The organism is Flavitalea sp. (assembly GCF_035489435.1).
Lineage (GTDB): Bacteria > Bacteroidota > Bacteroidia > Chitinophagales > Chitinophagaceae > DATHKG01.
On sequence record NZ_DATHKG010000177.1, the window covers coordinates 21117 to 45847 of the forward strand.

At 42.0% G+C, this 24731-nt stretch carries 23 protein-coding genes; 11 read left to right on the top strand and 12 right to left on the bottom strand.

Features of this window, described 5'->3' with window-relative positions; translation table 11 throughout:
- Positions 1-6: 6 nt before the first annotated feature.
- Both VK664_RS27895 and VK664_RS27900 read right to left on the bottom strand, forming a co-directional pair.
- Positions 7-2448, bottom strand: a complete 2442-nt coding sequence (locus VK664_RS27895) for a penicillin acylase family protein (RefSeq protein WP_461402018.1) — start codon at positions 2446-2448, stop codon at positions 7-9.
- Positions 2449-2879: 431 nt separating this feature from the next.
- Positions 2880-3965, bottom strand: a complete 1086-nt coding sequence (locus VK664_RS27900; protein WP_461402019.1) for an aminotransferase class I/II-fold pyridoxal phosphate-dependent enzyme — start codon at positions 3963-3965, stop codon at positions 2880-2882.
- A 62-nt stretch (positions 3966-4027) separates the two neighbouring features.
- Between VK664_RS27900 and VK664_RS27905 the strand changes: the two genes are divergently transcribed.
- Both VK664_RS27905 and VK664_RS27910 read left to right on the top strand, forming a co-directional pair.
- Positions 4028-4639 (top strand): MiaE family protein, encoded by a 612-nt coding sequence (locus tag VK664_RS27905; protein ID WP_461402020.1) that lies wholly within the window; start codon positions 4028-4030, stop codon positions 4637-4639.
- Positions 4640-4670: 31 nt separating this feature from the next.
- The gene (locus tag VK664_RS27910; protein ID WP_461402021.1) at positions 4671-5714 is read left to right on the top strand and encodes a phosphotransferase enzyme family protein; all 1044 of its coding nucleotides are present in this window, start codon (positions 4671-4673) and stop codon (positions 5712-5714) included.
- A 181-nt stretch (positions 5715-5895) separates the two neighbouring features.
- Here the strand turns inward: VK664_RS27910 and VK664_RS27915 are convergent, their stop codons facing one another.
- The 7 genes from VK664_RS27915 to VK664_RS27945 all read right to left on the bottom strand — a co-directional run bounded on the left by VK664_RS27915 (position 5896) and on the right by VK664_RS27945 (position 13213).
- Positions 5896-6789, bottom strand: coding sequence for a GSCFA domain-containing protein (locus tag VK664_RS27915; RefSeq protein ID WP_461402022.1), 894 nt, complete (start codon positions 6787-6789; stop codon positions 5896-5898).
- Positions 6790-7117: 328 nt separating this feature from the next.
- Complete coding sequence (locus tag VK664_RS27920) at positions 7118-7975, bottom strand: hydroxymethylglutaryl-CoA lyase (protein WP_461402023.1); 858 nt, start codon at positions 7973-7975, stop codon at positions 7118-7120.
- A gap of 192 nt (positions 7976-8167) precedes the next feature.
- Positions 8168-8929, bottom strand: coding sequence for a 23S rRNA (guanosine(2251)-2'-O)-methyltransferase RlmB (gene rlmB, locus VK664_RS27925; RefSeq protein WP_461402024.1), 762 nt, complete (start codon positions 8927-8929; stop codon positions 8168-8170).
- Entirely contained in the window at positions 8913-9482 is a 570-nt protein-coding gene (locus VK664_RS27930) for an NUDIX domain-containing protein (RefSeq protein WP_461402025.1), read from the bottom strand. The genes rlmB and VK664_RS27930 overlap by 17 nt, the downstream gene beginning before the upstream one ends.
- An 81-nt stretch (positions 9483-9563) precedes the next feature.
- Positions 9564-10817, bottom strand: a complete 1254-nt coding sequence (gene metK, locus VK664_RS27935; protein ID WP_461402026.1) for a methionine adenosyltransferase — start codon at positions 10815-10817, stop codon at positions 9564-9566.
- A gap of 80 nt (positions 10818-10897) precedes the next feature.
- Complete coding sequence (locus VK664_RS27940; protein ID WP_461402027.1) at positions 10898-12364, bottom strand: DUF4270 family protein; 1467 nt, start codon at positions 12362-12364, stop codon at positions 10898-10900.
- Between the two features lie 36 nt (positions 12365-12400).
- The gene (locus VK664_RS27945) at positions 12401-13213 is read right to left on the bottom strand and encodes a glycogen/starch synthase (protein WP_461402028.1); all 813 of its coding nucleotides are present in this window, start codon (positions 13211-13213) and stop codon (positions 12401-12403) included.
- 219 nt (positions 13214-13432) lie between these two features.
- On the opposite strand from VK664_RS27945, the gene panC reads away from it, so the two are divergent.
- From panC to rfaE2, 4 genes are all read left to right on the top strand, one after another.
- Positions 13433-14332 (top strand): pantoate--beta-alanine ligase, encoded by a 900-nt coding sequence (panC, locus tag VK664_RS27950; RefSeq protein WP_461402029.1) that lies wholly within the window; start codon positions 13433-13435, stop codon positions 14330-14332.
- Between the two features lie 64 nt (positions 14333-14396).
- Entirely contained in the window at positions 14397-14741 is a 345-nt protein-coding gene (gene panD, locus VK664_RS27955; protein WP_461402030.1) for an aspartate 1-decarboxylase, read from the top strand.
- On the top strand, positions 14741-15757 hold the full coding sequence (locus VK664_RS27960) for a lysylphosphatidylglycerol synthase transmembrane domain-containing protein (protein ID WP_461402031.1): 1017 nt from the start codon (positions 14741-14743) through the stop codon (positions 15755-15757). The genes panD and VK664_RS27960 overlap by 1 nt, the downstream gene beginning before the upstream one ends.
- Complete coding sequence (gene rfaE2 / locus VK664_RS27965) at positions 15744-16235, top strand: D-glycero-beta-D-manno-heptose 1-phosphate adenylyltransferase (protein ID WP_461402032.1); 492 nt, start codon at positions 15744-15746, stop codon at positions 16233-16235. The genes VK664_RS27960 and rfaE2 overlap by 14 nt, the downstream gene beginning before the upstream one ends.
- 222 nt (positions 16236-16457) lie before the next feature.
- On the opposite strand, the gene VK664_RS27970 is transcribed toward rfaE2, so the two are convergent.
- From VK664_RS27970 to VK664_RS27980, 3 genes are all read right to left on the bottom strand, one after another.
- Entirely contained in the window at positions 16458-17117 is a 660-nt protein-coding gene (locus tag VK664_RS27970) for a DUF4294 domain-containing protein (RefSeq protein WP_461402033.1), read from the bottom strand.
- 158 nt (positions 17118-17275) lie between these two features.
- Positions 17276-19696 carry a cytochrome c biogenesis protein CcsA gene (ccsA, locus tag VK664_RS27975; RefSeq protein WP_461402034.1) on the bottom strand — a complete coding sequence of 807 codons (2421 nt, stop codon included), beginning with the start codon at positions 19694-19696 and terminating at the stop codon, positions 17276-17278.
- Between the two features lie 9 nt (positions 19697-19705).
- Positions 19706-20125 (bottom strand): cytochrome c maturation protein CcmE domain-containing protein, encoded by a 420-nt coding sequence (locus tag VK664_RS27980; protein WP_458926091.1) that lies wholly within the window; start codon positions 20123-20125, stop codon positions 19706-19708.
- Positions 20126-20443: 318 nt separating this feature from the next.
- Here VK664_RS27980 and VK664_RS27985 point away from each other — a divergent pair, with 318 nt between their 5' ends.
- From VK664_RS27985 to VK664_RS28005, 5 genes are all read left to right on the top strand, one after another.
- Positions 20444-21487 carry an agmatinase family protein gene (locus VK664_RS27985; protein WP_461402035.1) on the top strand — a complete coding sequence of 348 codons (1044 nt, stop codon included), beginning with the start codon at positions 20444-20446 and terminating at the stop codon, positions 21485-21487.
- Between the two features lie 4 nt (positions 21488-21491).
- On the top strand, positions 21492-22058 hold the full coding sequence (locus tag VK664_RS27990; protein WP_461402036.1) for a hypothetical protein: 567 nt from the start codon (positions 21492-21494) through the stop codon (positions 22056-22058).
- Between the two features lie 172 nt (positions 22059-22230).
- On the top strand, positions 22231-22833 hold the full coding sequence (locus VK664_RS27995) for a hypothetical protein (RefSeq protein WP_461402037.1): 603 nt from the start codon (positions 22231-22233) through the stop codon (positions 22831-22833).
- A 105-nt stretch (positions 22834-22938) separates the two neighbouring features.
- Complete coding sequence (locus VK664_RS28000; RefSeq protein WP_461402038.1) at positions 22939-24237, top strand: radical SAM protein; 1299 nt, start codon at positions 22939-22941, stop codon at positions 24235-24237.
- Positions 24238-24270: 33 nt separating this feature from the next.
- Positions 24271-24731: DMT family transporter (locus VK664_RS28005; protein ID WP_461402039.1), on the top strand; the 461-nt coding region annotated here is incomplete at its 3' end.

Consider the following 24731-nt stretch of genomic DNA (forward strand, 5'->3'; position numbering starts at 1 on the left):
ATTTGGTTATTTTTTATTAAATACAAGCGTTGACTTAATGCGTTTGTCATTTTTATCAGACTCATTCATTATCCATGCCTGGTAATACTTTCCCGCGGCATAATCGTCCACAAAATTATCATAGTATTTACTGCCAGGATTACCTGATTGGCCACCTGGATAAATAACCCAGGCCTGCATAGGTGTAGTAAGTTCCACCACCATCTTCCAACTCGGCCCATGGTTATGCTGTGTTGCGTTTACGATATGGGCGCCGCCTCCTATCTGTAAACCGCTTCTTGCAAAAGGAAGCAGTTCCTGACCTAATAAATGATATATGGTTGTATTTTTATACGCGCCCCAGGATTCATAATTCTTTAATGCTAGTTGCCGCAATGTTGATGCCGCCGATTTAAAAGATGCAGTAACCGCATCGGACAATGTTTCTTTGTTTTTAGTATTTATGTCATCAATATAGCTAAACGCACTATCCCTTAACAATGCCTCGATCAGTGTTTTTTCATGTGGATTGAATCCAATGGCATTGAGCGGCCTTAACTCATCGTGCCATACAAAAGTCTCAAGACTATCATACCAGATTTTAAAGATCGTTGGTGCTACAATCCCTGGATCACTAAAGTAATTCCAGGCGGTTAATGAGTCTGCGTAGCCAGCTTCAGTAACTGATAGTCCTGATTTTTGTAAATGTTTCATGAGAAGGGGCAATGCTGTAGCTGCCAATGTATTATAATTATCCTTCTGCAGGTTCATCATATCCAGTGGTGTTACCGAAGGCATTGATTCAAGCCGCTTATTAATTCTTATCCCCCTGTAAAGATCATAGTCACCCGGAATAAAATAAGGATAGTCACCCGCGACTGAGCGTTGATTGGCACTGCTTACATAACCCCTGGCCGGATTTAATACATGTGGGTTTTCAGCCTGTGGAATATATCCCTGCCAGGTATAACGGTTATCAACATACGGCAATATATACAAGCCCTGCTGCTCCCATCTTGCCGGAAATTTTCCCTGTTGCCATAAAGCTATGTCGCCGGCAACTGATGCGAATGCAAAGTTCTGGGCGGGGCAGACAAACAGTTTAATTGCGGCAAGATATTCATCATAGTTCTTAGCATGATTCAGCATACGAAAAGCGCGCATTTCATTGCTTGGTTCATGGGCTATCCACCGGACCGCATAGGCTTTTCCCGGACTTATCCTGCTCTCAAAGTCCTGATCAAACATTACGGGTCCCTGGTCAATATAGGCAACGGTGTCATAAACTGTGTTTCCACCTTTAACATGAAAAGTTTCAATCTTAAGGCTATCAACTTTTTTCCAGCTGTTATTGAACCAATAGCTTGTTTTTGTCCGGTCTTTAAATTTCAACTCAAAATAGTCGCGTACGTCCCGGCCGGCGTTTGTAACTCCCCAGGAGATATAATCGTTGAAGCCAATTATGATGCCGGGGCAACCAGGAAAAGAAACTCCATATACATTCATACCAGGAATTGTCAACTGCATTTCGAACCACACTGAGGGTAAAGTGAGTTCCAGATGGGGATCGTTGGCCAGAATTGGTTTACCACTTTTAGTTCTGCTTCCGCTTACAGCCCAGTTATTACTGCCATTTGCAGGATTGGGCTTATCAATTTCGTTCAGCGGGATAATATTATAATTATTGATGTAGGCAGAGTCGGCATCAGCTGGCTTCACCGGATTTATTGTTGCAGGCGGAAAAACTGTTCCCGCGGGAATAACCGGGTCAAGCGAATCAGGGATCTGTGGAAACAGTATTTTCAACTGTGCCTCATTGAAAAAATTCTTTGCAAAACTAAGGGCCAGGTCATTTTCGTTAGATGCAAGCGTTTTTGCCATTTGCTTTACAAACAAGGCCACTTTAAGATTTGTCCATTTTTCGGGGCGGTAACTGAGAAGTTTATATTCCAGGGGCAGATCCCGGTCGTCAAGGTTTTCAATAAAATGATTTACACCAGCCGTATACTGATCAAACGCGTTTTTTGTTGTTGAATCTGCTTCTGTTTCGCGCAGCATGTTTTGCGCGGCGAACACCATACCCATTCGTCTTTGTTGTTTGTCGAATTGTAGTGTCCGCTTTCCAGCCACCTCACTGATACGGCCCGCGGCTGCAAATGTCTGCATCTCCATCTGCCATAGCCTGAATTTTGCATGCAGGTAACCCTGGATAAAATATGCATCGCTTTCTGAACCGGCAAATACATGTGGCACCAGTCTTTCATCAAAATAAACAGTCGATTGTCCTTTTAATCCTTCCAGGTTGAATTCTCCTGAATAATCGTTATCTGCTGCCTCAGCATTTTTCCAGAAGCCATGTTGCGGGCTAAGAAATTTACCCAGTGCCGGGATACTGCCCAGGTTCATGTTGAGCACAACCACGAGTGCGCAGGTAACCAATGCCGTTAGTATCAATGGAAGATTCCGCATTTGCCTAAGTTATGAATCATTTTAAAAAAACACTACCACGAAGTGGGTATACCACAAAATTGTATTGCCGGGACCGGGGCATTAAATGAAATTTGCTGTATCAATATAATGACAATGATGCAGTGGAAGAAAAATAAAGAAAAGCAGGTACTTGGGATATTATTTTTTGTATTGTGGCTGACAATAGTATTATTCTGAGAACCCTTAACTCATACATTCACAGGCTTAAGACTCTTAACTCATACATTCACAGGCAGGAATGTTAGTCCGTTCATCCGGGCCGGCCCGTAAGCCGGCCATTTTTTTAAATTGCATACCCTGTTCGCCGCTATTTTGTATTCAATCAACCCAGGTACTCATTACCCCCCATGCCTTGCAACCCTTTCCACTCACCACTCACCACTCACCACTCACCACTCGCAGCCCTTGTCTTACAACCCATTTATCAGTATATCAACTTCCGAAAATGTATTAAAACTATGCATTACAATTCTCAGGCGTTCGGAACCCCGGGGAACGGTAGGATATAATATCGGCCGTACATCCAGTCCCTTGTCCAATAATACGGAAGATAATTGCTTTGCATTTTCATTCCCCGGCACTATTACACCCTGGATGGGAGTTCCGGTTTCAAGTTTCTGAAAATTTAGTTTAGCGGACTGAAACTTTTCTATCAGATGACCGAGTTTTTCTCTTTGCCCATCCATTTCCGGAAATAACTCATAGCTTCTTTCAATAGCTATTAGTGCAGCCGGTGGCAAAGCTGTGGTGTAGATAAAAGCACGGGAAAAATTTACAAGGAAATCTTTTAATCGCTCAGAGCCAACGACTACAGCTCCGTGGCAGCCCAGCGCTTTACCAAATGTATAGATCCTGGCAAAACAATGTTGTTCCAGTTCGTATTCCTGCACCAGCCCGGCTCCCCGGGGGCCCAAAACACCGGTTGCATGGGCTTCATCAACAATCAAATTAGCATTTTGTCTTTCGCAAAGTTTGCTCATTTCCCTCAGTGGGGCCAGGTCTCCGTCCATTGAAAAAACAGATTCGGTGACTACAAAAACGGTCCCGGTGGCTGTCTTTAAACGCGACTCCAGATCATTCAAATCATTATGCCGGAAAGAATATGATTGTGCTGCACTTAAACGGATGCCATCACGGATGGAGGCATGACTGAGAAAATCATAAATTATTGTATCTCCTTTTTGTGGAACGCAACTCAGCAATCCAATATTTGCATCATAACCGGAATTATATAAAATGGCGGCTTTCCCTTTGTGAAAAGCGGCGATCTGGTCTTCGACCATCAGCGCCAGGGCGGAATTTCCAGTCAATAATCTTGACCCGGTAGATCCATTTGCAAAATGAGCAAGTCCATCTCCTGGTAACACTATCCTGGCAATTCCCAAATAATCATTAGAACTGAAGTCAGTACAATCGTGCCGGATTTTCAGTTCCCTGAAACTACCATCACTGCGCCGCTGAGCAAGCTTTGGTTCAAGAAAGTCATCGTTAAGCATAATTTCAAAACTACGGCAACTTTAATGATATTTGCCTGATCCGGCTGACCGGTGAATGCCATATGACTGATACAACGCCACAACCGAAAAATATACTTGGTCTACAACTTCCGACCGATCCCCGCTGGGTTGATCTCGCGGGAATGTCACTGGAAGATATCCTGACGGATCATGCTTACTGCGAACAAAAAGCAGCGAATACCTGCATTTCACTGATCACGCGCTTCAGCGACAAAGAAAAACTGGTGAAAGACCTCGCTCCCATCGTAACAGAAGAATGGGGGCATTTCCGGCTTGTACTTGCTGAACTGCATAAACGCAACCTCAAACTCGGCAGGCAGCGCAAGGACGAATATGTAAATGCGCTGCTCACTTTCCAGGTAAAAGGCGGTAGCCAGGAAGATAGTTTCCTGGACAAACTGCTTACGATGGCTTTGATTGAAGCACGTAGCTGCGAAAGATTCAAACGATTGAGTGAAGGACTTGAAGATGAATACCTCAAAAACTTTTATCGTCGTTTTATGGAATCTGAGGCAGGTCATTATCATCTGTTTATTGAGCTTGCAGAAACCTATGTCAACCCGGAAAAAGTGCGAAAACGCTGGCAGGAATGGTTAAAATTTGAGGGTGATCTTATGCAAAAACTCGAAGTGCGTGGAGACAGAATTCACTGATTCGGACTAATTCCATTAAATTCGGTTATACATGAACGATAGCATTTTACAGAAAGCGGCATCGCAGTTTGGACCAGGCCAACCTTTGATTGAACCATTCGGTACCGGGTTAATAAATCACAGCTATAAGATTAGTTTTTCAGATGGTAGCAACGTCTTGCTGCAATGTATCAACCAGGCTACATTCAGCCAGCCAGAAAATATCATCCATAATTACAAGGTCATCAGTGAAGAACTTCAGGCAAGGGGTCAAAACGCGGTCCCACCACTGGTGACAACCAGGAAGGGGAAATATTTCTGGGTTGATGATAATGGAAATTTCTGGCGCGCTACCCGTTTCATAGAAAATTCATATGCAGACAGTATAGCAGTATCCGCATCCAAAGTTTACCTGGCCGCAAAATGTTTTGCAGAATTTTCGGCTTCACTAAACAGGTTGGATCCTGATAAACTGGAAATTATTATCCCGGGTTTTCATGATCTTAACCATAGGTATGAACAGTTTGAACAGGCAATTTCGTCTGCCGGGATAAATAGGCTGTTAAAAGCCACGCACGTGATTTCTTCCCTGCGCGAGCGATATGATCTCGTTCGTTTTTACAAGGAGGCAGTAGAAAATACGGATGAATATCCGGTGCGGATCATGCACCATGATTGTAAGATCAGTAATATTCTTTTTGATAAAATCAGCCACCAGGTTATCTGCCCCGTAGATCTTGATACCGTTATGCCCGGTCGATTTTATTCCGATATCGGCGATATGGTCAGAACAATGGCATGTTCAAGGGAAGAGAATAGTACAGAATGGGAAAACATTGATATTGTTCCCGAATATTATCATGCCATTATTGATGGATATGTTGATGGCAGCCAGGACACCCTCACAAGAACAGAAACAAAACATATACATGTTGCCGGCCGCATACTTATTTATATGCAGTGCCTGCGCTTTGTTACGGATTTTCTGAATAATGATATTTATTACAAAACAAGCTACGTTGAACAAAACTTAAATCGAGCACTTAACCAGCTAATACTGCTTGAAAAACTCGAAAATTTCTTAACAGAGTTATGAGTTTCAGTGGTGAGTTGTGAGTGGTGAGTGGTGAGTTTAGTTGTGAGTTAATGAGTTATGATCACTGTTTTCCACAACCCCGATAGGGGTTGATTTCGCATAGCCCGGGGTGAAACCCCGGGAATTGGGTGAAATCCCGGCATCCCCGTCATGTGTTCCCGCCATTGATCAACAACCGGTATTATGATAATTCTGTTGAAAAATCCAAATTCGGATATTTTGTTTGGAGGGCTTTGATTTTGATAAGTAGATTTTGTTTGAATATTTGATGGGCAGGTGTGTCGGGATGTAATGGCCTATGATTAATGGCCGTGTTGATTTTATCGATTTCTTCCACGAGTTCCATTGTTTGTTCATCAAAACAAGCTGAGCTGAAAGCTTCAAAAACAAAGTCTATCGCCTGGTCGCTTGGATGCACCATATCTTCCTTATAAAAACGGTAATCACGCAATACGTCAATCACCAGCTCATAAGCGGGAAAATAATAAAGCTTTGAAAATTTTTTTACAAGGTGTTGAACTACTTCGATAAGCCTTGATTTACTGAGATTGTTTTCTACGAGCCCATCGCGGATATAACGCACAGGACTAATAGTAAAAATGATACGAAGAGATGGATTGAAATGAAATAAACGGTGAATACAGGTATCCAGCACTGATTTAATTTCTTCAATGCTGAGCAGGTGCTTGTTGAAGGATTTTGCCGGTGCCTTATGACAATTGGCGACACTGGTACCTGTTTCAACCAATGAGTAAGAAAATGCCGAACCAAGGGTAATAAAAACCCAGTCGGCTGTCTTTAAGAACTCAGTTGCATTTTTCTGTGAGGCATTAATATTGTTGAGAACTTCAGTCTCATCAACGCCTGAAAAACTTCCATGATGCTGCCAGCTTTGCCAGAGATCATTCAATAAAATAAGATCTGATGGCTGATAAACTTTTTGTTCGATATAGGATACCAGGCTGTTGGTTATGCTAACCGGATCATAAAGTATTCCATTGGGATTTTGAAGTGCTTGAAATTTCAGTGTAGACAGTCTGTTGCCAATGTTTTCCGTAAAACAAGACCCCATCATCAAAATCCGATGATTGTGCCTGATTGGTTCAGGAAATTTTTCCGGCTTAAAACTGAGTTGAAAATTCATCGATAAAATCTCTACAAAAACCCTGGAAAAATATTGTTCGAAATACTTATAAAAATCTGTTAGAAAATTCCGACCAAAAATGTCCTCAATCCTTTATTACAATCTGTTTGAATAACCTGCTAAAAATTGTTCCGACTCATATATAATACTCTGTTCGAATATCCTGGAAAAAAATTGTTCTGCTACTTATACGATACTCTGTTCGGAAATCCTGGCAAAAAAAATTGTTCTAAATCCTTACAAAAATCTGTTCGAACAACTAAATGAAAACATTTCCGGCGATTTCGCTGGCTATTTCGAGCGCCGGCTTGTTGATATTGAGCTTAAAACCCTGGCTTTCAAAATAAGTTGTCATCCATTCTGTATTCATATTTCCCACAAGCACGTCATCGGCCATAGGGCAACCACCAATGCCTTTTAATGCCCCGTCAAACCGACGGCAACCCGCATCCAGCGCCGCCTGCAATTTTTGCTGCCAGTTATCTGGCCCCGAATGCAGATGAACTCCAAACTCCTGCGCTGGTAAAGATTTGATAAGATAATCAGTGAGCGTAAAAACCTGTTCCGATGTTGCCAAACCTACAGTATCTGCGAGCGAAATAATATCAACACCTAAATCCTTTATTTTTTCAACCCAACCATAAACAATCTCCGGCGTGTATGCATCACCGTAAGGATTTCCAAAAGCCATCGACATATACACGACCAGTTTCTTATTAGCATTCTGGCAGATCGCGGCAATTTTGGCCACCGTTTCAAGAGACTGATCTATTGTAGCATTTGCATTACGGAGCTGGAAAGTTTCGGACACCGAAAACGGGTAGCCGAGATAATCAATTTGCTTAAAAAGCGATGCTTCTGCAGCACCACGCAGATTAGCAATGATCGCAAGCAGCTTACTGGAAGATTCTGAAAAATCAAGACCTGCAAGTACCTCCCTCGTATCTTGCATTTGAGGTATCACTTTCGGCGATACAAAACTGCCAAAGTCAATAGTATCAAATCCGACCTTCATCAAAGCATTGATGTAGCGCACCTTTTCAGCAGTCGGGATGAAATGATTCCAACCTTGCATCGCATCCCGCGGACATTCAACTATATTCATGAAATCACTCATAATCCCGGTTCAGCTGATATCGTGATAAAATTTCCTTCTTACTAAAGTCACTAACAAAGTGGATTCCTCCGCTATCGTTCATTATAAAAGCAACAAATACATTCACAACCTTCACTCATAACCAACTCATGACTCATATCTCATAACTCCCAAACCAACTCATCACTCATCACTCATAACTCATAACTCTTTTCACAGTCTTTGCTTCATCGCTTCAAACAAGATGATACCGGTAGCAACAGAAACATTAAAAGAATCAAAATTTCCTTTCATCGGGATACTAAACTGTGCGTCTGCAGCTTTGTTAAGAAAAGGCTGAACTCCTTTTTCTTCATTACCTAAAATCACACAGAAAGGTTGTTTGAAATCGATGTCAAATAACTTCGCAGGAGCTTTCATGTCCGATGTATAAACCTGTATGCCATTCATATGTAATTCATCGACGGCTTTTAACAGACTGCTCACCCGGCAAATATTTATTTTTTCAAGAGCACCGGCTGATGCCTTCATCGCATCTTCATTAAGTGCTGCGATACCTTTGTCTGGCACGATGATAGCCTGTGCACCGCAGCAAATAGCCGTCCTGGCTATACCACCAATATTTCTGACGTCTGTTATACCATCAAGCATGAGAAACAATGGGATTTCACCGTTACCTGCTACCTGGTCTATCACCTGCTGCAGGTTCATGTACTCAACGATTGCAGCTTGTGCGATAACCCCCTGGTGGTTCGCCCTCGAGAAACTGTTCAGCTTTTCAATGGGCACCTGTTGAATAGGAATATTTTTCTCCTGCGCCAGCTTGCGGATTTTTCCAATCGAATCACCACTTACATTCTGTTGAAAAAATATCTTATCAATAGCATGGCCATTTTCCATTGCCTCTATCACGGGCTGACGGCCAATGATAATAGTTGACTTTTTTGATCCGGCGGGTTTATTTGATTCTTCCATCTTTTATCATCAATTGTACCTTCAGTATTGCAGCTACCGAAAGTGAATCTGTAATTTTGTTTTCCTCTACCAGCTGATAAGCTTCAGCAAAAGGTATTTTTATAACCTGTAATTTTTCTGTTTCTTCAGGGCTTGGAGGCCCCGCAGTTAATTCACGTGCAAGATACACGACACCAAATTCATCTGACACAGAGTTGGAAAGATGAATTTTTTGCAGGATGCTCCAATCCCCTGCCAGGAGGCCGGTTTCTTCCATCAATTCTCTTTTGGCAGACTCCAGGGGTTCTACCCCCATCACGCCTCCGCCTTCGGGTATTTCCCATGAATACTCGTCAAGGGTAAAACGATATTGACCCACGAGATAGGTATTCAAATCGGAATCCAAAGGCAAAACGCCAATAGCGCGGTTTTTGAAATGAACCTTACCATAAATGCCTTTTCCACCGGACGGGTTGATCACATTGTATTCTGTAACCTGTATCCAGGGGTTTTCGTAGACAGGTTTTGAATCAATTGTTTTCCAGGGACTGATGATTTCGCCAACGGGTAACATACTTTTTTATTTTGGCAAATGATAAAATACAAAAAAGCCCCCCTACATTATGCACGGGGGGCTTCATTTATTTAATGCTGATTATCTCAGACCGAAAGCTTTCTTTACTTTGGAAACATAATCCAACTTCTCCCAGGTGAAAAGTTCCACTGTTTTCTTGACGGTTTTACCATCAGGTGCAGTGAAAGTTTTTTCAACCATAATTGGCTTGCGACCCATGTGGCCATAAGCTGCGGTTTCGCTGTATATCGGATTACGCAATTTCAAACGTTGTTCAATAAAATAAGGACGCATGTCAAAAGTGCTTTCTACCAGGCTTGAAATCTCACCATCAGACAATTCCACTTTTGCAGTGCCATAAGTATTTACGTAGATGCCCATTGGCTTCGCAACACCGATTGCATATGAAACCTGTACCAATACTTCATCACAAACACCGGCGGCTACCAGGTTTTTTGCAATATGTCTTGTAGCATAAGCGGCAGAACGATCAACTTTGGATGGGTCCTTACCACTGAAAGCACCACCACCATGAGCACCCTTGCCACCATAAGTATCAACAATGATTTTACGGCCGGTAAGACCAGTATCACCATGTGGACCACCGATCACAAATTTGCCGGTAGGGTTGATATGATATTTAATTTTGTCGTTAAACAATTTACCGTATTTCTTATACTTGGACTTAACCCTTGGAATAAGAATGTTGATGATATCGGCTTTAATCTTTGCAAGCATTTTGCTTTCAGTATCGAAATCGTCATGTTGTGTTGAAACAACAATAGCATCAATCCTTACCGGCTTATTATTATCATCATATTCAAGTGTAACCTGGCTCTTCGCGTCGGGGCGAAGATATTTAATAGCCTTGTTCTCTCTTCTCAGCGCTGCGAGTTCAATAAGAATTTTATGCGCAATGTCAAGAGCAAGCGGCATATAATCTTCAGTTTCATTGCTTGCATAACCAAACATCATACCCTGGTCACCTGCGCCTTGTTCTTCCTTCTTTTTTCTATCTACACCCTGGTTGATATCGGCAGATTGTTCATGTATGGCGGAAAACACTCCACATGAATTTGCTTCAAACATATATTCACTTTTAGTGTATCCGATCTTGCGGATAACACCTCTTGCTATTTCCTGTACATCGAGATATGCTTTTGATTTAACCTCACCTGCCAGAACAACCTGTCCGGTTGTTACCAGCGTTTCACAAGCAACCTTTGATTGCGGATCAAACGCGAGGAAATTATCGATCAGGGCATCGGAAATCTGGTCAGCTACTTTGTCCGGATGACCTTCGGAAACACTTTCGGAAGTAAATAAATAAGGCATGATTGTTTTATTTGATAAAAATAGTAAGTGTCAAATGCTGGCAAAAACTTAAAAATCAGGCGCAAAGATAAGCGTCCATGTTAAATTTTAGAATAAATAATTCTAAGCTTCATTTTATCGGTCGGATGTGTACCTCCGCCGAGAACTGTTCTGCCATTGGCGATCTGTGGATTCAGATAAAGCTGTACTCCCTGTTTCTTTTGCATAGTGTCTAAAGCGATTACATTATAAGAGCTGGCAATGCCGCCCGGAATGTAGACTGAAGCAGTCTTGTACGGCGCATAGAGCCGTAGTGTATTACTTTTCTCTTTTCGCGTTACAATTCCCTGAACATATCTCGTAATATCAAAATTGTATTGAGATTTGTCCTGGTTTTTTACCAGGAACCCACCAAATAAGGTCAGGTTATATGAACCACTGGTTGCATTATAAGTGAAATCATTCTGGATAGTCTTTGGCAAACTGACGGCGCTATCCCAGGCATCAAGAAACAGGTAATAGGGCGCCTGGTAGGGTGATCCGGGCGTTGTAACTGTTGTGGCAACCAGTTCCGCGCGATGAATAACCCGGTTTGAGAGTTCCTGCAGGCCAGGGATTTTTATCGTTGCATAAGAGCCCGGTGAAGTCGCTATATACAGTTTATCGTCTGAAGTTGATCCATTATTAATGGCCGTTCCAAGTTCTGAACCTGAGACTGATCTTTCAATCTTATTCAGGTTACGAAAGTTGCGAAAAGTAAAAGTCGTTACCAAAGCAGAGTCCACGACACCATTGAGTGATTTCGCCTTATAATAAACAGACAGTTTGGTATTCTCAGTGTTTGCAAGGTTGAAATAGGCAAGCGCATTCCCTGTGCCTCCCTGGGGTAAAATTCCAAAGCCTGGAAAAGCAGTTTTGAAGGTGGTATCATTCTGGTAGACATCGGCACCATAATTAATAAAACGCTGACCCAGGGAATTATCAAGGCGAATCCGCATTTGATTTTTTATCTGCTGTGTATCCTTCCCTTTCATGATCACATACTGATCGCCGAGGCGGTCTAAATCCTGGGTATGGGTTTTAAGCAAAGGACCAAGATTGATACCATCATTCCGGATGAGGTAACCAAAGGCTGAATCCTGGAAACGTGGGTCATCCTGTAATTCGTAAACACCGAAAGTCTGTGTTGTCATGCTATCACCATAAATGCCGGTGTAGGCCATAGACAGGACCACCGAATCAACCTGTTTTATACTATCCTTGTTTATAAATGGATATGAAAAAGCAGCCGGGGAAACATTAAAATAGATACTACCTGCCAACCTGCCAAATACCGGATCATTTTGAATTACGCCAAGTGCATGATCTTCTTCTGCGAATATCCTCGAACTATCATTGGAAAGAAAGTTGTCTGTGACTACATCAAAGACGGTATCAAAAGTATTGATATTGTCAATCGGGGGGATAATACCATTGCCTATATCTGTTGTATCAATCCGCGTACATGAAGAATCAACGATAATCAGAAGAGCTAATAAAAAAAAGGGGGCTAAGAATTTCCTATTCACAAGTAGTTTATTGTATGATTGATTTCAGATATATACCTACTTGGCAAGATCGGAATACAATTGTAAATAGTCTGTTAAATCGGCATCTGCACTATGGGTGAGAATTTTTTTCCCACGTACTTTTCCGAACTCTTCAACAAGCTTTTTATCAATTTTTTCCGCACCAAAAGTGATAGCATCAGCATAGGTTGCACCGCCCCGCTGCAAGGCAACATTGTTCAGATCTTTGAAAGGTTCAAGATCCTTTTCCTTTATATTAGGACTTATGTTGGCAATCTTCAGAAAGTCTGCACTTAATTTTTCTTTGAAGCTGGTATTTCCAAGTGTATAAATCACTTTGCTGTGTGCAAAAACCGGTTCTTTTTTATAAGCTGTTTTCAGGTATAATGGAATCAACCCGGTCATCCAGCCGCTGCAATGAATGATGTCGGGCGGCCATCCAAACTTCTTGACAGTTTCAAGGGCACCCTTGCAGAAAAATACCGTTCTCAGACCGTTGTCATCAAACCATTTCTCTGACTCATCATGAAAGATGTATTTCCTTTTGTAAAGGTCTTCGTTGTCGAGAAAATAAACCTGTAGACGTGCGTTTGGAAGTGAAGCAACTTTGATCTGAAGCGGAAAATCATCATTGTCTACTGACACGTTGATCCCGGACAAGCGAACTACCTCGTGTAAACGATGTCGTCTTTCATTGATCATTCCAAACCTGGGCATAATGCACCGCACTTCATATCCACCCTCATTCGCTTTTATCGCCAGCTTGTTCACTATTTCTGAAAAATCAGTTAGTTCCAGATAAGGAGACATTTCGTTGGCGATAAATAAAATTCTTTTCTTTGTCAGCATTAGGATAATAAATTGGTTTGGTTCCGATTTGAAAATCAGCTGGCAAAGGTAAGGTTTTTTTACGGAAAATTTTCCGGACACTAAGTCTTTACAGGGTTTAGAGTGATATTTGCAGCTTTATATGCTGAACTTCCATGTCCGGCATTACCAATTTTAACAAAAGAAGAACAGCGTTCATGCTCGCTTTAATAACAGCTATGCTACCTCTAAATTCGTAAAATGATCTTCTTTAAAAGAGCAGACTTACTTCAGGCCCATCTTAACAAACTAACTGCGGATGGGGCCAGGATCGGGTTTATTCCCACAATGGGAGCACTTCATGACGGCCATCTTGAACTAATCAGGCTATCCCTCAATACCGGAAATATCACAGTTTGCAGCATATTTGTTAATCCAACCCAATTCAATAACGCGACCGATTTTAACAAGTATCCCAAGACGCTTGAAGCCGATATTTCGAAACTGGAATCGGTGAACACCGATATCGTGTTTGTGCCGGAAGTTGCGGGCATTTATCCTGATGGTATTGAAAATTTAGAAACTTTTAACCTGGGCTACCTTGAAACAATACTTGAAGGAAGTTCAAGGCCAGGTCATTTCCAGGGAGTTTGTCAGGTGATGAAAAGACTCCTTACTATCGTTAACCCCCACCTGCTTTTTATGGGTCAGAAAGATTATCAGCAGTGTATGGTGATCACCTGGCTTTTGTGTTTCATGAACTCGCGTACACAACTTATCACCGCCCCAACCGTTAGACAACCGGATGGGCTGGCCATGAGCAGCCGTAATACCAGGCTTTCCGAAGAAGGCAGGAAAAAGGCCGTATCGATATATGAAACAATACTCTTTGTTAAAACATCATTGAAGCCCGGGGAGCTGAACGGCTTGTTGAGTGATGCACGCAAAAGATTAAATGAAAAAGGTTTCAGCGTTGATTATGTAGAAATTGCGAATGCAACCGATCTCAGGCTTACGGATTACTGGGATGGACAGGCTCCGCTGATTTGCCTTGTAGCAGCCTTCCTTGAAGAAGTCAGGCTGATTGACAACATGATAGTCACTCCGGCTGCCGTTGACAACACGGTAATCACTCCTTCTGCCGGTCAACACAACAAATAATTCAGCAGATTGTAATAATGTGCACCTTAATTTTGCAGATCAATTTTAATTTCGATTTAAGAATATGGATATAGAAGTTTTGAAATCCAAAGTTCATCGCGCGGTCATAACAGAGGCTAATCTTAATTATGTGGGGAGCCTGACGCTTGATGAGGATATAATGGATGCCGCAAACATGATTGAAAATGAAAAGGTCCAGGTTGTCAACGTTAATAATGGATCAAGGATCGAAACCTATCTCATCAAAGGAAAGCGTGGATCCGGTGTTTGCTGCCTGAATGGCCCGGCCGCCCGCCAGGGTGCTGTCGGAGACATAGTGATTGTGATTTCTTATGCAAGGATGGATTTCGAAAAAGCGCGGACCTTCAAACCCTGGATCGTGTTCCCAAAAGCTGGAAATCTGTTATAATGAAAAAGAAACTCCAGAGTCTCATACAATATATATTTTTTCTTGGGTTTGGGGTCTTCCTGGTATGGTGGTCACTTCGAAAAATTGACAGTAATGACTGGGCAGACATCAAACAGTCTTTTGAGAATGCCAATTACTGGATGGTTGTACCTGTGATCTTCACTTTGCTGTTGAGTCATCTGAGCCGGGCTATGCGATGGAAAATCCTGATGGAACCATTGGGATATAAACCAAAGCTTTCCAATACATATATGGCCGTGCTGATAGGCTATATGGCTAATCTTGCATTACCCAGGCTGGGAGAAGTGCTTAAATGCACCATTCTTGCCCGCTATGAAAAAGTACCGGCAGATAAACTGATCGGCACCATCGTGGCAGAACGGGCATTTGACGTAGTTTGCCTTATCGTCATCATAGCTGTAACTGTCCTGGTTCAGGTTGACCTTATCGGGGAGTATATGAGTACCCTGCTGGGATCAATTCTGAGTTCTAAAACTTCCTCTTTTACCACTGGAAAATTATTCCTGGTTATAGGTATAGTGGTGATAGTTATAGCTTCAATATGGCTGGTATTCAGGAAACTTTCACATATTGGTTTTGTAAAAAAGATAAAGCTGGTTTTAAAAGGCATCTGGTCTGGTGTAATAAGTGTACGATACCTAAAAAATAAAAGGTGGTTTATCTTTCACTCGATTTTTATCTGGGTGATGTTCCTGCTGAGTGTCCAGATCGGTTTATGGGCATTCAAAGAAACCTCAGGTTATGGCATAAAGGAGGCACTATCCGTTTTAACAACAGGCAGCCTGGCTATGATCATCCCGACACCGGGGGGAATTGGTGTTTATCCTATTTTTGTACAACAAACCATGTTATTATACGGGTTAAAAGAAAGCATTGGTTTTGCTTTCGGAAGCCTGTTATGGGGAGTTCAGTTTTTCCAGATGCTGCTTAGCGGATTCGTAGCATTATTGGTGTTACCCTATCTCAATAAAAAAACCAGGTATGAAAAAAGTTGAATTTATCAACAGCAGGATATTTGATCTGCCGTCACTCCTTCACACAGTGCAGATATTAAGGCTGCAAAGTAAAACGATCTCTTTTACAAATGGGTGTTTTGACATTTTGCATCGCGGACATATAGCTTCATTATCAGATGCAGCAAAAGAAGCAGACTTTTTGATTGTGGGAGTTAATTCCGATGCTTCTACAAAAAAATTAAAAGGCGAGGGTCGCCCGGTTAACGACGAAACCTCAAGGGCACTCCTGCTCGCATCTCTCATGATTGTGGATGCTGTTGTAATATTTGACGAAGACACTCCACTGGAGCTTATCAAAGCCATTAAACCGGATGTAATTGTTAAGGGCGGTGACTATACAATCGAACAGATTGTCGGAGCAAAGGAAGTGATTGCAAATGGTGGACGCGTTGTAATCAACCCTATCATACAGGGATTTTCAACCACCGGCCTCCTCGAAAAAATCGCCAGACTTTAGGTCCAGACTTTGAGATCCAGACTTTGAGGTCCTGATTTTTCCATAACAATACTCTCAAGTATTATTTATTGTAATAGAATTATTTAATGTAACAGCATTTCCCAAACATACTGCCGTTATGGTTACCCTTATCATCACTCATTTTTTCACCATCACTCACCACTCAACTCACCACTTACCACTCACCACTATATCTCATAATTCATAACTCATAATTCATAACTATCTTTTACTGTACATCTTTTCAACCTCGAGTACAATTTTCTCAATCTCACTGTCTTTACCCTCCACCTCGTAAGGTTGCTTCAGGCTACTGTTATAAAAGAATGCCACAGTCTGGTATACCCTTGCGGTAACACCTCCCTTGTATTCTTTGATAATCTCATAACAATTATTACCTGTTTGACGATTTATCAGTTTCATCAACACTTTACCCTGGTAGATAGAAAGATTGGTTAATGGATCAGAAAATTCTTTTTTCAGTTCCTTTTCACGGGTCTTGATATATTTCTTCCTGTCACTTTTACTTTTTATCGTGGACAGCCTGAAGTTTATATCATTCAGAATGATTCCAGCTCTCCTTGCATAAGGATAACATACATAAACTGCATTTCGTAAACGGTTATAGGCTTCGCGTTTCTTTAAAAGATGGGGTGGATATGGCGCCTGCACCCAGATCCATTCCAGTGATTGTGCCGGAATAATCTGGTTTTCGAATATAGTAACCGGCACCGGGATAGTATCATTCGGGCCCAGTTCCGGAAGCGGATAATTTTTGAGGATAGAATCGGGAATTTGCTGGGCAAACGAAGCCAGGTGAGTCGTCAACAAAAGAGCCAACACCACGACACTTTTTCCCGCTATTTCCCGGCATCTATTCATGACTAAAGCTAAAATAATAATTATTCTTTAATCATTATACCCCTGGGAGGGCGAATGTAACCCGAAGAGAACAAAATGATTGTTATCAATCCCAGATATACACATATACGATTATAGACGAAATCCGGACCAATAACGGGACAAATTGTTTATTATTATTACAATAGCCTGACCCTGCGCGAAATACTCATTACAAATCCGACTATCATCAGGATAGTTCCAAGCCAGACCAGGTTAATGAATGGGAAACGAAGCACTTTCAGCGCTACGAATGGAACCAGTTTTGTGGAGTCTTTAACACTAATTTCAATCCTTTGCGCATCCGCCACCCGGGAAAGCCCCACAGCCAGCCCCTCAGCAAATACTGTATCAATGGTGTATTTCACCTGGTTGTTGCTGAGTTGATAAACAGGATTTGCCTTCAGCTTCCTGCCGTTTGATGCGTGAACAGTAATCTCAGCCATGATCGCCGTATCTTTTTCGGTAAAACTGTATTTAGCGTTATTCGGATTAAGCGTCACCTTATCAAGGATCATAAAACCATTAGAGTAAAATATCGTATCACCGGGCATCACTGTTGTGCTTACAAAACTGGAAGTATCTTCACCCTCCTGTAGTTTAGAACTATGGTTGATATATGTAAAAATGTCCCGGTTCCAGTAATGTTTTGCGTCGGGATTATTGGAGATTCCCTGGTCACCCTTTGTGTTCCGCATCAGATCAGGATAAAGTGTAAACTTATCCGAACCGTCTTTTTTCTCCATCTCAATATGAAAATAGATCTGTTTTCCATTATTGATTGTGCTATCCGCAACATAGGTGGCATAATACTCACCCATATCATTCTTAACTCCATGGTACAGTGTCAGGTTCTCCATGCCTGTTCCGGTAATCTTGTTACCCTCCCCAAAGTTCAACGGATTGGTACGGTTAACGGATAATATCTCTTTTTTGGAAGATGAGATTAATATTCCTACCAGGAAAATACCAAAGCCGATATGCCCAACAGATGCTCCTGCTACCTTGAGTTTACCTTTTAGGCCGGTCCAGATATAAGCTGCATTGCTTACTGCGGTGTAAACACCCGCAAAGATGGCCAGGTGAATTGCTGCCAGGAAGCCGATCCCATAAGTATCGTAGTTGATATTTCCCCAATAACTGATAGCGCCACCTATCAGTAAGGATAAAACAGTCGGTATAAGGATCTTTTTACCGAACTCAGATTTCTTGGTGTTTTTGTATTTCAGATACTGTGTCAGTGCCGTCAGTACACCAAGAACGATTGCCACAAAAATCACTATACGGTTATAAAAAAATTCAACATCAGTACCAACATTGAAATTGGTGTTGAAGATTTTGTTAATGACAGGTAATGATGTAAAAATCACGATGAATAGTGAACATAAAAACAAGATCAGTGATCCTATAAACATCCAGAACTCACGGGAATAAGTGTTTTCTTCTTTTGCAATTGCCGGTATCTGTTTATACCGTTTTGCATAAAACAGCAAGGCCGGTATAACAAATAACAAAACACCTATTCGCAGCTGCCAGTTAAGACCCTGGCTGGTGAATGCATGCACAGATGTATCGGCAAGGTCACCGCTTTTTGTAAGATAGTTTGAATATAATATGAGCGGAAATCCAAGTAAAAGAAACAGATAGGAAGAACGCAGTGAATGGCCGGTTGAATTATAGATTAATACTGTATGAATACCAGCAACCAATACTAGCCATGGCACCATGGAAGCGTTTTCAACGGGATCCCAGGCCCAATAGCCACCGAAATTCAACGATTCATAAGCCCATCTTGCACCCATCATGATACCCAATCCCAGGATTGCCGCAGAAAACAATGCCCAGGGCATTACAGGTTTGGTCCATGTACTATGTTCTTTTTTCCAGAGACCTGCAACAGCATACGAAAAAGGCACTACCGTTGATGCATAACCTAGAAATATGATCGGTGGATGTATCTGCATCCAGTAATTCTGTAAAAGCTGGTTCAATCCATTGCCATCACGGAATACCGGCAGGGTCAGGTAATTGGCCATATCCATAAATGCCGGCTGCATATAACGCGTCAGCAGGAAAGGAGAACTACCCAGTTTGATATCGAAGAAATGAATACCAAGCACCATGGTAGCCATATATACCTGCGCGAAGCTGATCACCGTCATCACCGGCGCTTCCCATTTTTTTGATGTGCGCATCAATACTATGCCTAACATACCGTGCCAGAAGGCCCATAACAGGAAGCTACCCTCCTGCCCTTCCCAGATGCTTGCAAAAAGATATCCTGTTTTCAGCGATTTATCTGAATGATTCCAGGCATAATAATATTCAAAATAATGATTTGAAATCAGGTGATAGATGATTCCAAAAGTTACTGTTACAGAAACCGCATCAATGATAAAAGCCTTCCTGGCCATACGCTTCCATGAGTCGGCTGCTTCGGCTGATACTGCGGTTGTTGATTTGAAGTAAGCAATAGTTGCTACCAGCGATGCAACCAGGGAAAGTACAACGAGGAAATGTCCTAGCTGCCCCGGAAACAGGTGTTCACCAATATAGTCCATCAGTTGAGATTAATTTTGACTCAGATTGTTCTGCGCGGCCTTGGGATCATCTTTATATTTGGAAGGACATTTTATAAGAATGCCATCTTTCCGGGTGATCTCAAAAACATCACCATTCATTTTGCCTTTTATAACGATGCGCTCGCTTTTTTCCATGTCATATGGCTTCTCGAAATAGTAAGCAACTTTTGCCTTATTTCCCAGGGAGTCTATAACGTGAAATGAAGTATAATTCGGATTGCGGGCGGGGTCGTAGATGATAGGTTTGTCAGCCGATTTATCAAGCCTGGCAATGATGGTTACATTTTTACCAGCCTTCTGTTTGGCGGAAGCAAGTGTTTCGTAACTCGACAAATCTCCCATAGTGCTGATTAGCACCGCAATCACTATACCTATACAAACAAGGATGGCAATATGTATTTTCTTCATAATGATCTAAAATTCATTGCAAAGCTATGACAAAAAACGCACGCATTCTGATTCAAAAAAGGCGACTTATGATTAATTAATAAGTCTTAAATATTAATAGACCCCAGGAATTATTTGTCCGGAACGTGTTAACGGGCCCGCAGTTTATCAGTCAACAGGTCCTGAAACGGCAAAGATCAGTTGTTATCGCATTGTAAAACCTTATAAATAGTTAAAAACCAGCCTGCCACACCCGGCTTGCAACCAGGCGTAATTATTTTGCAACTTAAACATACTGTTACTACCTTGCGGATCGTTTTAAAGTAGCAGAACTTTATCATGAAAGATTTATCCCATTTCGATAAAAACGGAGCCAGCAATCCGGATAACAACATTTTCGGGCTCCCGTTTACAGAAGAAGATTCACGTCTCATCATTCTCCCCGTTCCGTGGGAAGTAACGGTAAGCTACAGTGCAGGTACGGCCCGGGCAGCAGACCATATTTTTAAAGCAAGTATGCAGGTTGATTTGTTTGATGCGGAAACCAAGGATGCCTGGAAACAGGGCATTTTTATGCGCCAGACCGATAAAAAGATCCTGCTGAAAAGTGACTTTCTCAGGAAAGAGGCAGAGTTACTCATCGATTATATTGCCCATGGTGAGATAGTTGATAAAAATACCTTCATGTGCAAGTCACTGAAAGATATTAATGAAGGCGCCATTTACCTGAACCAATGGGTGTATGAACAAACCCGCGATCTTTTAAAAGATAATAAACTGGTTGCCCTGCTTGGCGGCGACCATTCTGCCCCACTTGGTTATTATAAAGCACTGGCTGAAAAACATGGAGAATTCGGAATACTGCAGATTGATGCCCACTGCGATCTTCGTACCATGTATGAAGGGTTTAAGTACAGTCATGCCAGCATCATGTATAATGCGCTCACCGAAATCAAGGAAATTACAAAACTTGTTCAGGTAGGTGTCCGGGATTTTTCTGATGAGGAATGGGCCTTTGTCTGCAATTCTAATTACAGGGTGATTACCTACCTGGATAAAGACATAAAGGAAAGACAATTCGAAGGTGAAAACTGGAAACAGATAACTGATGAGATTATCAGTAAACTTCCTGATAAGGTGTTTCTGAGTTTTGATATTGACGGCCTGGATCCTAAACTTTGTCCTAACACCGGAACTCCCGTCCAGGGCGGATTTGAAGCGGAGCAGGTTTATTATATACTGAAAAGGGTTTTGCAAAGCGGTCGTAAACTGATAGGCTTTGATCTTATGGAGATCGGGGTTGGCGAAAACGACTGGGATGCGAATGTCGGCGCTCACGTGTTGTGGAAGTTATGTAATTTGCTGGTTGCAAGCAATAACTAATTGGATGGTCTACACCTACCTTGTTACACTCAGAAATGATAGCCGCAAATATATCGATCTCATCAGCCTGCTTATCTGCAGCGCTTCTGCCCTGATATTTCTGCGCGAGCAATTAATCACAATACAGAAGACAATTGTTTACCTGGTTGGATTCATTTTTATTGCTGTGCTTATAGCCCGCAATCTTTACCTTCTTCGTACAAACAGGCAGGAAAAAGTCGCCTATAACCGCGCTTTGTTTTTTGCAGCAATAGTCTGGACCGTGATGCCTGATTTCCAATGGCTGGTTTTTGTGTTTGGTTTCCTGGGGCTTTTTGAGTTCCATGCAAAATTCCCATTAGAGATTGGTTTTACCGACAAACAAATTGTATTCAATTCCCTTATTAAAAAAAGATATACCTGGCAGGATTTCAATAATGTAGTTTTGAAAGACAACCTGCTCACACTGGATTTCAAAAATAACAAACTGTTCCAGAAAGAAACCATCGACGAAGATGGTGAGGCAGATGAAGATGAATTCAACGAATTTTGTGAGAAATGCCTCCAATCTGCAACTGCCGTTTCCGCCTGATTTCTTAAACAAGCGGAGTATTCTTAGGAGAATTCTTATACAGGCGGAGTACCGGAGTATATCGATAAATCCATATCCCAAATTCCAGATCAAGGGCAGGTCCGAAAATTTTAATGCCGCATACCCTTATGGAATTATCAGGATCCCGCATCTTTGCTCAAACTTCTGCCGTATGAACTCACTCGCACTACCAATCGTTCATCCCGCTTTTCAAAACCTAAAACGCTCCGGAAAACTGCTGCATCTCACCGCTGCCATCTTAATTCTGATTCATGGCATTACTCATATAATCAAGCCCGGAGGGAGTTTTATTTATTCAGGCTGCCTTTTTCTGATAGCACTCGATATACTTATTCTTCTGTTTGTGGCGAAGAACGTACTGGAGGATATGCCACTGGTAAACCTGTTTTTCCGTTTTATTGAATTTATTTTTTTCCTGGGAATTGGTTCAGACCTGCTGTTGCATTCCAACTGGATAAACGGGAGCATACATTTACTGATTAGCGTGGCCTATATTTATTTGTTCTACTGCGAAAAAAAGCTGGGGAAAACTGAGTTTGTGGCTATTCATCATACCGGGGTAACGATTCCGGCGCTGCCAGACAGCAAGTTTTTTATCTGGTCAAACATTTCTCATATTGAAGCTCACTATGATCATATCATAATTGACACTTCACTCGAAAAAAGCTATCATTTCAATCTGAGGAAAAATCTTCGATTCGAAGAACTCGATCAAATTCACGAATTTTGCAGACATTATCTGCAACAACGTTGAAACCGGCTGGCTGATTGATATCTTAGGTTAAACACTAACTGCCTGTAAATCATCTGCTTTGGCTGCTTCATCTGTGTTGCCGGTTTAAATTCAATTGAAGAAGTGATGTCGTTACAGCAGTCCCCTTATATTTTGTATTCTGATGGCCAGGGAAATATTTTTGAAGATACCAGTTTGTATACCGCCGGCAGAAGTGGCTGGGACGCATATCCTATCCCGGAAGAAGAGTGGATAGAATTACCTGAAGGCGGATCATTATATGAACTTCCTGGTCGTAAAGGAATCGGGATCGACGTAATTACCGGTGAGATGAGGCTCTGTGAAAAGGGTTGGGCCGTTGCGGCTTTTATTCCACCTGCACATACCGGTTTATGGATTGCCGCTTTCGAAACCGGTCCGGAGGCCCCTACTCTTCCATTATTTTGCTATACTGCAGCCGGCTGGCTGGACTCAAAATTTTATGTTCCGGCTGTCCGGATCGAACAGGATATAAGACAGGAATCAAGAGGTTATCACAGCGATAAAATCGAAGACGGAGTGCAGACTCTGTTAAATGCGTATCCACAAAACAGGCTGGTAAAACATCTTGCGGAAAATTGTTGTCTTACTTATCATTGTCCTGCAGCAAGAAATTATTTTATGGGAAGATGGGAATGTCCCGTGCCAACTTCTCCCGCCTGTAATGCTAATTGTATTGGTTGTATTTCTTTTCAACCCGAAGAGGAGACCATCGTTTCTACCCAGGACAGGTTAAGGTTTAAACCAACTGCTGAAGAAATCGTTGAATTCACTGTTCCCCATTTGTCAACGGCACCATATCCGATTGTTAGTTTTGGACAGGGCTGTGAGGGTGAACCCCTGTTGATGTGGGAAACAATAAGAGAATCTATCATAGAAATCCGCAAGCACACAAATCGGGGAAGCATCAACATCAATACAAACGGATCAAAACCCGATGCTGTGAAGGCTTTATGCGAAGCCGGGTTGAACTCGATACGCGTAAGCACCAATTCTGCACGGAAACATATTTATGAAGCCTATTACCGGCCAAATAACTACCAGTTTGAAGACATTGTTGAAAGCCTGAAAGTGATGCGTCATCATGGTGGTTGGTCCAGCATCAACTATTTTGTTTTCCCGGGCATGACAGATAGCGAGGAAGAATATGAAGCATTGCGCAAACTGATAACTGAAACAAAATTGTCGATGATTCAGTGGCGGAATTTCAACATTGATCCTGACTGGTATCTTGGTAAAATCAATATTGCTGAAACCGGTGAGATCCTTGGTATCAAACAACTCATGGAACTTATTCATGACGAGTTTCCTGAAGTAAAATTCGGATATTTTAATCCACCTATCGAACGTATCACCGGTAGCTTCGAGATAGATTTCGCTCATTGATTACCGTTGGCAGACCGACCCTAATTTATAGCATTGACAAGAAAGAATATTTACATTGGCATCTTACTGGCTGTAACTGCAACCATTGTCTGGTCTGGCAATTTCATTGTGGCGCGGGGTGTGATAAAGCAGATACCCCCCGTTAGCCTGGCTTTTTACCGTTGGTTAATGGGCTCGATTATTATTTTACCTATCGGCTACAAAAAGTTCAGACAGGAGCTTCCCCTGATCCGCAAACATTGGAAATACCTGCTTTGGATTGCATTTACCGGCATCACTCTATACAATACTTTTCTCTATGTTGCCGGGCATCATACACCTGCTATAAACCTGGCATTGATTGCAACGACCACCTCACCTATCATGGCCATCGCACTGGCGGCAATATTCCTTAAAGAAAAAATCAGCCTGTTAAGATTTACCGGTTTATTGATTTGTATCGCGGGTATATTGTTATTGCTTTCAAAAGGCAGCCTGGATCGTTTATTGGGTTT